The following is a 12,663-nucleotide window of genomic DNA, read 5'->3' as shown; positions in this document are numbered from 1 at the left end:
ATGCCGTGAAAGCGGAATGCTATGCCGTGCACCCCGGAATGCCATGCCGTGAGGTCGGAAAAGTTATCCACCCCCACTGGGGGCAATCTTTTGCGCAGCCAAACTTTTGCAAAACCCCATTGGGGGGTGCGGTAAGCGGAATGCTATGCCGTGGTCTAGCCTCGAAAAAAGAGGCTGGGGCGGAATGCCATGCCGTGGTTTTTGTGACATTAGGCACCGAAGCGGAATGCCATGCCGTGGTCTAGCCAACCGGGCTAAGCCTCGTCCATTGGACCATCTGCCCCTCCCTGTAGAGACGCGCATTGATGAGGATCTTCAACCGTTCCAGTTCGCCTAGCGCTTCGGTCAAAGCCTCGCGAAATTTGCGCGTTGGGGACGTGTAGCCGCACCACTTCTTCAGGTTCTCGACGGAAACGCGGTGGATGCCCGGCTCGTGTGTCGATGCGTAGGACTGGAGCCACTTGGCCAAATCCACTCGGTGCTCAATCATCTGCCGCTTGGCCAAGTCGACAAAGGCATACTCGTTGTTCGCAAAAAGCGCCCTCACCTTCCCGCCTATGGTGAACTCCCACATCCCGGTTTGATTGTCCTGCGTCCACTCTGCAACTAGAGAGAGGTTGGCCGTATATCTCTTGGTCTTGATGTGCAGCGTGCCCGTGGTTAAGCGCTTGAACGACTGGTCCAGCCAGGCATAAGCCGACGTGCCGAAAGCCCCGTTCTTGCCCGGCACCCAGCCAAGATCGCGCAAGAACTCAGCTCGATCGCACCTGACCGGCTGATTGAGATCCACACCTTGCGCATAGCGGAGCGCCAACATAAACACGTCCTGATCGGCCATGTCGAGCTGCTTACCACTGAATCTCACCTCAAAGCCTTCTGGCGAGGGTAAGACCGCGTCGTCATGCATCTTTCGGCGGCCTGGCTGGATCGGCGCGAAAAGCGGGGTACGAGCAATGTAGTTCGGCAGTGCGCTCGTATCTTCCTCCGGAAACAGGGGCAACTGCCCCCCTGTCTGCGCCGCAGCATCGGATCTAGCCTGGGCCTGAGCTGCTCGCTCAAAGACCCTGGCCATCGCACCCTCAGATTTGGACTCGTCGCTCATCTCTTCGATCTTCTTACAGGAGGAAATGCACAAATACAGAATTACGATTGGCCGTATTTCTGCATTAGAAGCTCGCGAACCTCGTCGGCGATCTTGGATCCGTTCTGGGCGCACTGCGTCTTGATGCGGCGATGCAAGCTCTCCGGAATGTCGATAGTGAGGCGCTTCATCTCCATCTTTCCCTCGCCCTCTTGGACACGGCTTTCAACCCACGCATCGGCTGCAGCCGGCGCCGGCTTGCTGGTCGGCTTTGCGCCGATTGCTACTTTCTTTGTGCTCATTTGACGTACTCCGTCAGTTCGGTGGCAACCGATTCAATCTCGGCCGCTGCAGGCCCTGCGGTGTCGATCTCAAACACGGCCTGGCCCTGGGCGGCCGCCTCGGCAAACACGACTCGTTGAGTCACGGCCGACTCAAGGACATGGACTGGGTAGGCGGCCAGAGCCTCCCGCACGTCACGCCCGATAGCCGTGTTTGTAATTTTACGATTAACCACAAACACAGATTTAAGGCTTTCTTTATAGACGCGGGCCTCGTCGATCAGCTTGACGACCTCTTCAGCCGCCCAGATGTCGTAGGGGCTTGGTTGAACCGGGATGACAACAATGTCCGAGGCCATGATGGCCGACCGGGCCAGGTCGGTCACACGGGGCGGCCCATCGATGACGATGTGGTCATACCCCTGACCGATTTGCCCGATTTCCTTGTGGATCGATGGCCGTGGGAAACCCACTACGGAGAACAACGGATCGCCCTGGCGAGCAGCGGCCCAGTCAAGGGCGCTTCCCTGCGGATCCGCATCAATTAGCAAGACCCGTGAACCGGCGCGGGCCAGGCTCGCGGCCAGGTTGACGCTGATAGTCGTCTTGCCGACACCGCCCTTCTGGTTCAGTACTCCGACAATCATGTTTTCCTCTTTAGCGTATTTGCGCTGATGCGATTTTACAGAAAATCGCAAACACGGCAAGGGGTGTCACGGCTTGGCAACGGCGCAGGCCTGCGCCTGGGCATTCGCGGCAAGCCGCGCTCGAAGCTCAAAATTAGAGAAAGTGCGGGCCAGGGCCTTCGCATTTCGGCGCCGAGCCGAAGTCAGGCGGCGGCAGCTCGCCGAGCAACATCGTGCCGCACCGCCTCACCTCGGTCGGGGGCTCAGCCGGTCCAAAGGTCCGAAGTCTCAGCAGCCCGTCCTTGCCGACCCGATAGAGGTGGTACATCCGTGTCGACGGGTTGTAGAGCGTCAGGCACAGGGGCTTCCGATTCGACATGGGGCTTATCCTTTGGCTGGCCACTGTTGGCGCGCGTGCAGCACGCGCAGGATCTCCACGCGCTTGTCCGTCACGCGGTAGACCATCAGGTAGTTTTCCGTCACCACGGCCTCGCGCGTGCCGCGCACGCGCCCCGGCCTGTACAGCGTTGGATTCGCCGGCAAGGCCTCGGCCTTCTGCTCGATCAGCTCGTCCAGCTCGAGCGCGGCCACGGGGTTGTCCTCGGCGATGTAGTCCATGATTGCGGCGCGATCCTCGCGCGCCATCTGTTTCCAGTGCAGCGCCAGGGTCAAGCGTTACCCCCGCGCTTTGCGATCCGCTGCCGCAGCGCCGCGCGGCGCTCGGCAAACTCAGCCTTGACCGTAGCGTGGGGAAGGGAAGGGCGCGGGTCATCGAGCGCCTGTTGCACCTGGTCGCGGAACCACTTGTCATAGGCCCGTGCGGCGTGCGCTTCCTTGAGCGCGGCCGACCGATCGGGCCGCGTGGTGCGCTCGGCCGACGCCGGATCGAAGCCGGCCGCGTCCACGTCGAAGCGGCTGATGCCCAGCTCGCGCAGGAAGGCCACCAACGTTTCGAGCTTGCGGAACACGCGCACGTCGCCGCGCTTGGCCGACAGGAAACGCTCGGTCAGGCCGTACTTGGCCGCAATGGTCCAGCCGTTGCCGTGGCCGACGACATGCGCCGCACGCACGGCGCCGGCTTCCACGAGCTGGGTGAGGGTCTTTTGGTCAATGGTCTCGGTTGCCATGGTGAAACCTCCGTCAATGGCTCTCGTTCATCAGTTCGGGGCGCCAGGCGCGCACGATGGCCTCGAACTGCGGGCCATAGCCCAGCGTGTCGGGGTAGCTGTTGGCGCGCGTGACCAGGCGGAAGACGATGGCCATGTCCTCGGCAATGGCGTCGTCCACGGCCCACAGGTTGGTCAGGTCGAAGCCGCCGCACTGGCCGGCATTCCACCAGGCCAGCAGGAAGTCCGCCACGCGCCGGCTCTGGCCGGTGTCGCTCTGGGCGTACTGGATCAGGCGTTCGAGTGCCGCGCGCTCGGCGGGCGTCATCTGTTCAGGCCGCATCGTGTTCGCTCCGGTGATGGCCAGCCCACGCTGGCGCTGGTCTTGGGTCAATCTCTATTATTGTAAACACACCCACTTTACTATACATTGGGAGACATGGAATTTTTGGTCGGGCTGGCAATGTGACATAACGCCCGTTCTCGGTCGGTTCGGCCCTTATCTGTTCGGGTAGCTTCGGAGGCTCAATGCCCACTATCAGCAAGCTCGACGCCGCGATGCATCAGCTCAATCTCGCGATCACGCTGTTTCTCGGGGGCGACTATCTCGCCTCGCTCACGCTCGCCGGGGCCGCCGAAGATATTCTTGGCGGGCTTTGCAAGGCGGCCGGCAAGCCTTCGGCGGCCGAGTTCATCGCGAACTACCACGAGAAAGACGTAGATCCCGCGGTGCCTGCAGGGAAGCGACTCGGCGTCGTGTTCACGGTGATGAATCGCGCGCGTAACGCAGCCAAACATGCCGACAGGCCCGACGAAAACACCGTCGATGTCGATCAGATGCACCCGCTGCAAATGCTCATGCGCGCGATCCCGATGTGTGCCGCGCTTGGGGTCAAGCCTTCTGACGAAATCAAAAGAATGGTCCGCTGGGTTAAGGAGCACCCGGAAGCCCAACAGTAACCCCAATGACCGTTCTCGGTCGCTCCTGGCTTGGAGGAAAGCAATGGACACTCCCCGCGACGATGGCATAGATCCGCTGTACGAGCTGTTCGGACCGCCCCTGCGCCGCGAGCGCAAACTGCACTGCTTGTCGCTCTACGACCCGTGGTCGCGGATGTATCGCCGCTACCAGTTCGGCCCGGCCGGCCTGATTCCGATTAGCACCCTCGGGCCGCTCAAACCAGACGACGCCAAGGACATCGAGCAGTGGTTTCGGGAGGACGCGGCATGACCCGCGATGAGCTGATTGCAGCGGTGCCGATCCGGGAGTCCCAGGGGCGTTTGTATGTGCGCATCGACGACGTGCCGGAGCCATGGCGCGCGCAGTTTGCAGCGGCGATGGAAGGCAGCGCGTTCATCGCGGTCCAAGGCGAGACGTGCACCACCCCGTTTGCTCACGATTGGGATGCCTGGGTCCGTGACCAGTGGCACGGCCGCCCCGGACCAACAGGGCTCGACGAACGCTAAACCAGCCGAAAGGAGGACTGATAGAACGATGAACAGAGGCCCACGCAGTCCCTGGAAAACACGCTACTTTGTCGATACCGAGTTCACGGACTTCATTGACTGCCAGCTCGTCAGCCTAGCAATCGTCGGTGAAGACGGCAGCGAGTTCTATGGCGAGCGTTCCGATTTCGAAATGCGCGCATGCAGCGAGTTCGTGCGCGCGGCCGTGCTGCCCCAGCTCGGCCAGTTTCCCGGCCGCTCGATGCCGGCCGCGCAACTACGCGACGAGCTGAGGGCATGGCTGCTCGCCATGCCGGCAAAGCCAAAGCGGGTAATGTGTTTCGACTACCAGGGCGACTATGACCTGGTGCTCGATCTGCTCGATGGAGACATGCCGGTCGGCTGGAAGTGCGAGCACGTCGGCGGCAAGCTCGATGTTGAGCGGCTGGAAAGGTACTTCCGCGAGCACGGCGGCCGGCATCACGCGCTGCACGATGCGCGTGCCAATGCGTTTGCTTTCAGGTGAGCAGGCGATGGCGGCATGCCAACTATTGTTGGCGCACCTGGGCTCATACGTGAGCCGTTTTGGGAGTCATTTCCTGGTGCCACATTGCCAACTATTGTTGGCTAAGCCGCCCGCGCAACATCGATAGAGCCGGTCGGCTCGTCACACCCACCTACCTGGCCTCGGAGATTTTCAGGATCGCCTGCCGAGCTTCCAAGATCACCGGCAAAAGGGCCTCCTCGGGCGGCGTAACGCCGTGCTCGACCATTGCCGCATGCAGCGCCCGCACTTCACGGGTGATTGCACTTAGCGCCAGCACGGCTTCCGTTTCGTGGTCCACATCTGCTTTGCGTCCCAGAGCTGCGCGGCGCGCGAACTCAGAAACGTCCATCTGCCGCACGGCAGCGGCGCTTTTTATCTTCAATTCTTCGGCTGCGGTCACTCGCATCACGATCCGCCTGGAGCGCTTCTCCGCCTCGTCTTTGGTCGTGAATAGTTTGGTCATCTCCACCCTCCAGGTCATGAACTGCAGTTTAGCTGGGTGTTGGGGTCTCGGGGCAAAGCCCTGAGTGACTGCGACGGGCGCGCAGCGACCTAGCGGTCTGGATCAGTTGCGTGCCGTGAGGCACACAACTGGCATCCTGCCCTGTACCGTTAGAACCAAAAACGCTGCAAAACGCTGCAAACCAGCGGTAAATCTGAGGCAAATTTGCGATGGATTTGCCACGGATCTGCGATGGATTTACGGCAGATCTGGGACAGATTCATAGGACATCTACAGCAAACCTGCGGCGCATTCTGATTGTTTCTTCAATGTCTTTGCGGTGAGTACGGACAGTGGCTCACGCACACTTTCAACAGCTTTTTTCTAAACGCGGCACTTTTCTGCAAATCAACAGAAAAGCTGCGTAATTTCTTTTGAGCCGCTCTCTCGCTCGGCGAGCATATTCAGCAAAAAATTTTGCCGCAAAAGATCTAGCAAAAAAAGATGTAACAGTTTGTAAACGAAGTGTTAATGTTGGCCTATCGTTAGTTGACACAACTTCACGATGACGACAAGAATTCTGGAAATTATTTTGCAAATACTTCAGGGGGTAGGCGATGAACAGCAAAGGACCATTGCGCAGAATAAGCGGAGAGGATTTCGTCATCGCAGAAGAAGTTCTCAAGGCAGCTACTTTCATGATGCTGCCGGAAAAAACCAGGGCAAGATTCTTTGAAGAACAGATCAAGACCATAAAACATCTTCGCGACAAAGGATTCTCTTGGTCAGTTATCAAGAATATGCTCGCGCATATTGGTATAGAGCTTAGCGAATCAACGCTAAGGTCATATTACTCACGTGGAACGAACCAAAAGGCAAAGCGCAATGGCGCGAAAAAGAACCGTTAGCATTGACACCCTGGAGCAAGCGAAAAGAGAGCTGTCTGAGCTACCGCCCAAGCCAGCACAAGAAAAGCACGTCGATGCTGCTCTGGAAGAAATGAAGCCTTTGATTCAGGCTCTTCTCAAGAAAGGCTATTCACGAGCCGATGTTTGTGAGCATCTGTCTCGGCTTGGCATTCCGGCCAAGGAATATCAGTTGAAAGCGTTGCTTTCAAAAAAGCGGGCCAGCACAAAGGAGCGGCAGGCCTAAAAAAAGCGCAGCGCCTGGTCGCTGGAACGACCAGGCGCTGCTAACCAAACCGATCTGACTAGGAGATCAGCATGGCTAACCCCATTGTACTTGCAGAGCCCCAAAAAGCGGTCTACCGACTGCCAGAAGCGCACCGGCAGGCCATCCTGTCACAGGCGCGAACAGACCCCGGCCGAACGGCTGACCTCGCTTCCATGCGGGAGATCGAGAAGCAACGTCAACAATTCATTCAAATGCATGGGGATGCATTTGGACTGGATACCAGCAATTGAATCGTCACCTTTTGCAGCAAAAGAAAAGGAACTAGGTAATGGAAAACACAAACAAGAAATCTCTGAGCCACGCGCAAATGGTATTGGCCATCACGGCGGCACTGGGAATCGGTGTGGTGCCGCTCTACCTGGCCGTCTGGAAAGCCAATCCTTGGCCCTGCATCGGCCTCATTGTTGCGAGCCAGGCTTTTCTGATGATCCGTCGCCGCCAACGGTCCAAGTGAGGTCCAGTCATGTACAAGCATCACACCAAGACGCTTTGCGCCTTCATGGCAGTCGTCATCGGCGCAGTGCCGACCGTGAGCCTGGCCGGCTCTGTGGCTGGCACGGGCGGTTCGACCGAAGTCACGCAAATTCTGAACAACCTGCAGCTCATCCAACAATACGAACAGCAGGTGTCTACGTACGTGCGTCAGGGCTTGCAGTACGAGGCGCAGCTCAAGAATCTCATCCAAAATCCTGCATCGATCCTGCCGACCGACGTGCAGCAGATGATTACCGGCGTGAGCAGCATCATGTCCGGCGGGCAATCGATTGGCTACAACCTGCAGCAGATCGACGCGAATTTCGCCAGCACGTTCAGGTCACCGCAGGCAAAGAACTTTTCGGACCGGTTCAAGCAATGGAACGCGACCGGGACGGACACCTTCAACTCTGTGCTGAAGGTGGTCGGCCTTCAGCGCGACCAGTACAACTCGAACCAAGCTGCACTGACGGACCTGTACAACCGTAGCCAGTCCACCAACGGCAACCTCGATGCCTTGCAGACGCTCTCCCAAATCAACATCCGCCAGATTCAGCAAATGCAGGGACTGCAGGAGCTGATGGCCGCGCAGTCGCAGGCCGAAACAACCTACATGCAGACACAGACCTCGCGGCAGGCCGAATCCGCAGCCGTCGCAGAAGGCGCGAAGGTGCTGTTGCAGGACGTGCCTACCGCCTACCAAACCAGCAAGTTTGCTGCCAAGCCACGCTGGTCCACCATCCTCAACAAGTAGAAACAAATACCCATGAAAAACATCCTCTACATCGCCGTCGTCGTCGCACTCGCTGCCTGCGGACAACAAGCCAGCAACGACAACCAGACTCAGGCCAGCAAGGATGAGCTGGTCCGCAAAATGGCTGAGGCGGAGCGGGAAAAATCCATCAAGGAAATCGACCAAGTGATGGAAGACGCGAAACACCCGCGCAGTGCAAAGACCATTCACTGGAGTCAGCATGAGAAGTAACCTCATCCGCCTCCTCGTTTTCGTTGCCTTGGCGGCTGCTTGTACCGCCGCTTCAGCAGCAGATGCAGGTGTTCCAACTGATAGCATCCTCTCGACGGTTCAGGATGCCATGGCCGTTTCGGCGCAGCAGATCAACCAAAACGTCTACAAATGGCTTGGCGCCTTTCTAATTCTTCAGTTCACTTGGACAAACGTTAGCCAACTGCTGTCCGGCGAAGCCGATGTACAAAAGGCTGTGGGGACCCTTGCGCGGTCCGTCTCGTCCGGTGGCCTCTACGTTTATTTGATTCAGAATGGGCCCGGGTTCATCGACGCCGTAGGCAACCAGTTCATCGGCACTCTGCCGGACACTGGCGAAATTATGGCGGCAACGCTTGGCCTCTGCGGGGGACTGGTAGTTGGAATCGCTACTGTCGGGATTGTTTCATCAGCCCTAGCCAACCTGCTCACCTACGTCACGCTGGGGCTGTTCGCATGCGGAGCGTATCTCGCCCTCAAAGTATTTATGATGCAGCTTGAGCTGGGGATCATCGTGATGCTCGCCCCGTTCAATTTCAGCCTGCTCGGCCTCAAGGCGCTTCGTGAACAGGGAATGGCCCCTTTCAAGTCCTTGCTTGCCTTCATCTACCGGGTAATTCTGCTCACCGTCATTTTCAAAGCGTTCGGGCTAGTCGTTAGCAACGCTGGTGCCGCTATTAAAGACGTGGCCAGCATGAGCTGGTCGGATGCGCTGCAGATTGGGTCGGCTATCAAGACGGTTTTGTATTCAGTCGCGGCCTTTCCGATCCTGGCGTTCCTGGCCTTCAAAAGTGACTCACTTGCATCCAGCTTGGCCTCTGGATCGTCCAGTATGGGTGTCAATGACGTGGCCGGTGCCGCTGCTGCTGGCGCTGCCGCTGGCGCTGCGATCGCGTCCGGTGGGGCGGCTGCCATTGGCGCTGCAGGCAAGGCTCCTAAGTCCATGGCCGGCTTCATGGACAACCTGGCGGGTGGTGGTGGTTCAGTCTCCAACGCTTCCCCGATGGGCGCGGGCGGTGACCCGCCTGTGTTTCACGCGCCAGAGCCGGCCTTGTCGTCTGTCGGCGCCCCTGCCGGCGGCAGTGCGGCTGCACCGTTGCCACCCAGCAGGCCGCAAAGCGGAGCGGCTCCGGGTCAGTCCAAGAGCAACGTCGCCTCGGGGCGATACGGGGCTGATATGACGGATGCAGAGGGAATCCAGCGTGATGCTCAAAACGAGCCAAGTGCGGAGCGAAATGCAGGAACCGATGAGGCGGCCGGTGCGGACGCTGCAGCAACCGATCCTGTAACCGTCACGCCGGCCAGCTCACAAGGCGGTGCGGCTGGTGAGGCGAAGGCTGTGCCAAGGACTGATACGCCGGCCAGATCGCAGGGCAATGCGGCCAGGACAGCGAAGCCCGCGCCAGAGGCCAATGTGCCGGCCGCTGCCTCTGAGTCGGCACTTGGGGCAGGTATCGGCGGCCAGACGAGCCAGACGAGCTTGGAGAAGGATCTGACCCGTCTGGTGGACCACCTCACAACCCCAAAGAAACCGACCTTGGGCGAGCGCCTGGGTGAAGCGAACCGCCATCTCGCCCAAGAACAGGCCACCACGCACGTCTCTGTCAGCGGCCACCACCATGACTGACGTGTTCATTGGGTAAAGGGCGCCTCGGTGCCCTTTTTCATCGCCATCAAATACGATTAAACGATTCGTCGTAAAAATGGTTTTGCGGCCAACCCTGCTGCCGGAGTCGTGACGCTACCTTGAGCCGTGGGAATGTTCCCGGCATCGAGGGCATCGATATGAATGCACATTGGACGTTCGAGGGTGGCCACCTGGTCGCCCGCAACCTGGCCGGCATCGTGCTATGGGCATGGCAGGCCGATGAAGCAATGGGCCGCCCGCTGGCCGATCTACTCAACCAAGCGCAGGACCTGAGCTGCCGGCTCCTGCCGCCGTGGACCAGCACACAGGGCACGCACGCCGAGCCGCAAAGCGCCTGAGCGCCGTGCTACATTCCCCGGACAAAAGAATGGACGGGGGATGAGCGTGCGCACGTTTCAAAGCATCGTCGATGAGGCCCGGCTGGTCGCCAGCCCACCCGACGCGGTGGTTCGCTACCTGGAAGAACGGGGGGCTGAGCTGGTCAAGCACCCGTACATGGAAACGACGGACGAAGCGTTTGAGCAGGCGTTGCTCGATCGGCACGATCCCCTGATCGACCTCGCGCTGGCGCGATGGTGCAAGTACGACGTCACGGGACGCGCGCTGCTCTTGGCCAACCGTGGGGACACCACCCACGCGCGGGCGATCCGGCTGTCCTTGCTGGCGAACGAAGCCGCCGGCGCCGTGGCGATCTTCGGCGGGCTCGGAGAGACCATCGCGGACTGGCTGCCGTCGACCAGCGACGAGGAGCTGACCACGCTGTTCAGCAACCCCTCCCTGCGCAACGAGTTCCTCGAAGTGTTCTTCACCGGTGGCCTCGCCTGGCAATGCCTGTCCGAGGCCCAACGGTTGACCGTCCTGCGCGCGCTGCCGAAGAACCCACGAATGAGTAAGCCCTACGACCAATCCTTCGCGGACGGGTACGCAGAGCACGTGCACAACAAGGTGTTCGAATCGGCGTGGAAGCTGGCCGGGACCGTCCCGACGACGGCGCCGTGGGGGTTCGCGCTCGGGTGGTTATTCGATGTCCTGCTGCCTATCGGGTACGGGATCGAGGATCCCCTGGCGCTCGCTGCGCGGTGGAACGTGCCCGACGACGAGGGCGTGAAGTACGGCCAACTGTCCTCATTTCAGAACGTCCGTAAGGGCCTCGCCCGACTCGCCCTGAAGAAGAGCCAGAAGCGAGCGGAGGAGTTTCTCGCCAGTGAGGATCCCGCGCTGCGCGCTGCCGTGTACTCCTCATGCAGCCTGGGCGTCGAGCAGATCCAGCAGGCCATCGAACGCGATCCTGATTTCGCGCTGGACCAAATGCTCTACAACGTGCGCCTCTGGCGTCGGCAGGAGGAACGCGACGCCCTGCGCGCCGGCGTGTGGACCGTCGTCCAGGCGGACCCACGATCGGATCTGATGCCGCACAACCTGTACAACAGCATGTCGCAGCGCATGGAACGTGAGCACCCGGACTGGTTCGTGGAGATCACGCCCGACGATCCAGATGCGCTCGACGTGCCAGCCACGCGCGGCGACGTGCAGCGGGTGCTGGATAGCCTGAACGGTGACGGGCAGGCCTCTGCTTTCCAGTCGGTCGTGCACGCGCTTCAAACGTTGAACAAACGCGTGGGATGGGTCTGGTGGTTCTCCCTGGGCGCGCTGGTCGTCGCCGTTGGTCACCGCTTCTGATCGGTACCTCAGTCGCTCGGTAGGCGGTACACGACCTTGTACTGCTCGTCGCTGCCGATAATGTAGCCGCTCAGCGCCTCGAAGCCCCGCTTGGTGTTGCGTTCGTAGGCGAACATGCCGCCCGTGCGCTCGGCAACTTGGTGCAAGTTGTTCGGCCGCTCGCTGTCATGCTTGATGATTTCCCAAGTCGATTCACCAACGTGCTTGAGGATCAAGCGGTTGATTGTCGGGTATCTCTGGAAAATTTCGCCGATGCTGGCGAGAGAGGTAATGCGAAGAGGTTCGCTCATTTGCAACTCCATGCAAGGTAATCGACCGCGACTCCTCGCGGCCTAGGTGCCAATCATCCGACCAGCAAGCCCATTGTACTCTGACCCTGGGTACGCAGCCGCAAGCCGCGCCAAAACGCGCGCTATGGCCTTCCTGTGCCGTCGGCTACCCCGGGCCCCTTCCCTGCAAGCTCATAGGACGGTTGCGTCCTATCTACGGTCTTGGGCTGGATCGCACGCGATCCCGGCTGAGCGGCCGGCCGGCTTGCCGGGCGGGCGTGATTTGTCCGGGTCTTAGCGCCCGTAGGGGCACGGCGCTTGCGCCGTGCGGTCGGCCGGCAAGCCGGCCGAGCCGCTTAGACCAGCCCTTGCGCAACGCTCGCGTGAGATTGGTTTGCTGTCTTCCCGTAGGTTGTCCTATGGAGATGGTTTGGGCCTGTGCGGTAGTGTTGCGACATGGGGGGCTATTCCTGCCCCCTCTGGGGGCCACGATTGTGGGGTGAGGCCGTAGGCCGAGGGGCGTTAAGCCCCTGGGGGATGCCGGGCGGGAGCGCCGAAGGCGCGGGCGGAGGGCCGCTTGCGGCCCGTAGGAGCCGGCGGGGGCGAAGCCCCCAAGAGGCGGAGGGCACCCCTGCCCTGCGATGAATTGTCCACAGGGCACCAGTGGTTAAGGTAGGTTAGATATAGGTTAACGCGAAAAATCCTCAAAAAAATCTATATGAATCAATGCCTTGCATAGGGTGGGCGGAATGCCATGCCGTGAAAGCGGAATGCTATGCCGTGAAAGCGGAATGCTATGCCGTGCACCCCGGAATGCCATGCCGTGAGGTCGGAAAAGTTATCCACCCCCACTGGGGGCAATCTTT

At 60.0% G+C, this 12,663-nt stretch carries 22 protein-coding genes; 12 read left to right on the top strand and 10 right to left on the bottom strand.

Annotated features, from left to right (window positions below; genetic code table 11):
• Positions 1-241: 241 nt before the first annotated feature.
• From trfA to R2N03_RS20870, 7 genes are all read right to left on the bottom strand, one after another.
• Positions 242-1,102, bottom strand: a complete 861-nt coding sequence (gene trfA / locus R2N03_RS20900; RefSeq protein WP_316659765.1) for a plasmid replication initiator TrfA — start codon at positions 1,100-1,102, stop codon at positions 242-244.
• 41 nt (positions 1,103-1,143) lie between these two features.
• Positions 1,144-1,383 (bottom strand): plasmid partition protein ParG, encoded by a 240-nt coding sequence (locus R2N03_RS20895; RefSeq protein WP_316659764.1) that lies wholly within the window; start codon positions 1,381-1,383, stop codon positions 1,144-1,146.
• Positions 1,380-2,009: a ParA family partition ATPase gene (gene parA / locus R2N03_RS20890; protein WP_167813877.1), complete on the bottom strand. Its 630-nt coding sequence runs from the start codon at positions 2,007-2,009 to the stop codon at positions 1,380-1,382. Before parA ends, R2N03_RS20895 begins: the two co-directional genes overlap by 4 nt.
• A gap of 133 nt (positions 2,010-2,142) precedes the next feature.
• Positions 2,143-2,367 carry a hypothetical protein gene (locus tag R2N03_RS20885; protein WP_316659763.1) on the bottom strand — a complete coding sequence of 75 codons (225 nt, stop codon included), beginning with the start codon at positions 2,365-2,367 and terminating at the stop codon, positions 2,143-2,145.
• A gap of 5 nt (positions 2,368-2,372) precedes the next feature.
• On the bottom strand, positions 2,373-2,660 hold the full coding sequence (locus R2N03_RS20880; RefSeq protein ID WP_316659762.1) for a type II toxin-antitoxin system RelE/ParE family toxin: 288 nt from the start codon (positions 2,658-2,660) through the stop codon (positions 2,373-2,375).
• A complete protein-coding gene (locus R2N03_RS20875) occupies positions 2,657-3,115 on the bottom strand; it encodes an antitoxin PaaA2 family protein (protein WP_316659761.1) in 459 nt (152 codons plus the stop codon). The genes R2N03_RS20880 and R2N03_RS20875 overlap by 4 nt, the downstream gene beginning before the upstream one ends.
• Before the next feature lie 13 nt (positions 3,116-3,128).
• Positions 3,129-3,437 carry a DUF7673 family protein gene (locus R2N03_RS20870; protein ID WP_316659766.1) on the bottom strand — a complete coding sequence of 103 codons (309 nt, stop codon included), beginning with the start codon at positions 3,435-3,437 and terminating at the stop codon, positions 3,129-3,131.
• A 185-nt stretch (positions 3,438-3,622) separates the two neighbouring features.
• Between R2N03_RS20870 and R2N03_RS20865 the strand changes: the two genes are divergently transcribed.
• The 4 genes from R2N03_RS20865 to R2N03_RS20850 are packed head-to-tail and all read left to right on the top strand — an operon-like array spanning position 3,623 to position 5,066.
• The gene (locus R2N03_RS20865) at positions 3,623-4,054 is read left to right on the top strand and encodes a hypothetical protein (protein ID WP_316659760.1); all 432 of its coding nucleotides are present in this window, start codon (positions 3,623-3,625) and stop codon (positions 4,052-4,054) included.
• Positions 4,055-4,097: 43 nt separating this feature from the next.
• On the top strand, positions 4,098-4,325 hold the full coding sequence (locus R2N03_RS20860) for a hypothetical protein (RefSeq protein ID WP_316659759.1): 228 nt from the start codon (positions 4,098-4,100) through the stop codon (positions 4,323-4,325).
• The gene (locus tag R2N03_RS20855; protein WP_316659758.1) at positions 4,322-4,561 is read left to right on the top strand and encodes a hypothetical protein; all 240 of its coding nucleotides are present in this window, start codon (positions 4,322-4,324) and stop codon (positions 4,559-4,561) included. Before R2N03_RS20860 ends, R2N03_RS20855 begins: the two co-directional genes overlap by 4 nt.
• Before the next feature lie 28 nt (positions 4,562-4,589).
• Positions 4,590-5,066 (top strand): 3'-5' exonuclease family protein, encoded by a 477-nt coding sequence (locus tag R2N03_RS20850; RefSeq protein WP_316659757.1) that lies wholly within the window; start codon positions 4,590-4,592, stop codon positions 5,064-5,066.
• A gap of 151 nt (positions 5,067-5,217) precedes the next feature.
• On the opposite strand, the gene R2N03_RS20845 is transcribed toward R2N03_RS20850, so the two are convergent.
• On the bottom strand, positions 5,218-5,550 hold the full coding sequence (locus R2N03_RS20845; protein ID WP_316659756.1) for a plasmid mobilization protein: 333 nt from the start codon (positions 5,548-5,550) through the stop codon (positions 5,218-5,220).
• Between the two features lie 349 nt (positions 5,551-5,899).
• Positions 5,900-6,229, bottom strand: a complete 330-nt coding sequence (locus R2N03_RS20840) for a hypothetical protein (RefSeq protein WP_316659755.1) — start codon at positions 6,227-6,229, stop codon at positions 5,900-5,902.
• A 158-nt stretch (positions 6,230-6,387) separates the two neighbouring features.
• Between R2N03_RS20840 and R2N03_RS20835 the strand changes: the two genes are divergently transcribed.
• From R2N03_RS20835 to R2N03_RS20800, 8 genes are all read left to right on the top strand, one after another.
• Positions 6,388-6,681: a hypothetical protein gene (locus R2N03_RS20835; RefSeq protein WP_316659754.1), complete on the top strand. Its 294-nt coding sequence runs from the start codon at positions 6,388-6,390 to the stop codon at positions 6,679-6,681.
• 71 nt (positions 6,682-6,752) lie between these two features.
• Positions 6,753-6,953, top strand: coding sequence for a hypothetical protein (locus R2N03_RS20830; RefSeq protein ID WP_316659753.1), 201 nt, complete (start codon positions 6,753-6,755; stop codon positions 6,951-6,953).
• Between the two features lie 38 nt (positions 6,954-6,991).
• The gene (locus R2N03_RS20825; protein WP_316659752.1) at positions 6,992-7,177 is read left to right on the top strand and encodes a hypothetical protein; all 186 of its coding nucleotides are present in this window, start codon (positions 6,992-6,994) and stop codon (positions 7,175-7,177) included.
• Between the two features lie 9 nt (positions 7,178-7,186).
• Positions 7,187-7,951, top strand: coding sequence for a P-type conjugative transfer protein TrbJ (trbJ, locus tag R2N03_RS20820; protein ID WP_316659751.1), 765 nt, complete (start codon positions 7,187-7,189; stop codon positions 7,949-7,951).
• A 12-nt stretch (positions 7,952-7,963) separates the two neighbouring features.
• Positions 7,964-8,182, top strand: a complete 219-nt coding sequence (locus R2N03_RS20815) for a hypothetical protein (protein WP_316659750.1) — start codon at positions 7,964-7,966, stop codon at positions 8,180-8,182.
• Positions 8,172-9,827 (top strand): hypothetical protein, encoded by a 1,656-nt coding sequence (locus R2N03_RS20810; RefSeq protein ID WP_316659749.1) that lies wholly within the window; start codon positions 8,172-8,174, stop codon positions 9,825-9,827. The genes R2N03_RS20815 and R2N03_RS20810 overlap by 11 nt, the downstream gene beginning before the upstream one ends.
• Before the next feature lie 158 nt (positions 9,828-9,985).
• Positions 9,986-10,186: a hypothetical protein gene (locus tag R2N03_RS20805; RefSeq protein WP_316659748.1), complete on the top strand. Its 201-nt coding sequence runs from the start codon at positions 9,986-9,988 to the stop codon at positions 10,184-10,186.
• Between the two features lie 40 nt (positions 10,187-10,226).
• The gene (locus R2N03_RS20800; protein WP_316659747.1) at positions 10,227-11,528 is read left to right on the top strand and encodes a hypothetical protein; all 1,302 of its coding nucleotides are present in this window, start codon (positions 10,227-10,229) and stop codon (positions 11,526-11,528) included.
• A gap of 8 nt (positions 11,529-11,536) precedes the next feature.
• Here the strand turns inward: R2N03_RS20800 and R2N03_RS20795 are convergent, their stop codons facing one another.
• Positions 11,537-11,818 carry a hypothetical protein gene (locus R2N03_RS20795; RefSeq protein ID WP_316659746.1) on the bottom strand — a complete coding sequence of 94 codons (282 nt, stop codon included), beginning with the start codon at positions 11,816-11,818 and terminating at the stop codon, positions 11,537-11,539.
• Between the last annotated feature and the right edge of the window lie 845 nt (positions 11,819-12,663).

The organism is Ralstonia condita (assembly GCF_958405655.1).
GTDB lineage: Bacteria > Pseudomonadota > Gammaproteobacteria > Burkholderiales > Burkholderiaceae > Ralstonia > Ralstonia condita.
This window is presented reverse-complemented; position numbering and strand designations above follow the sequence as displayed.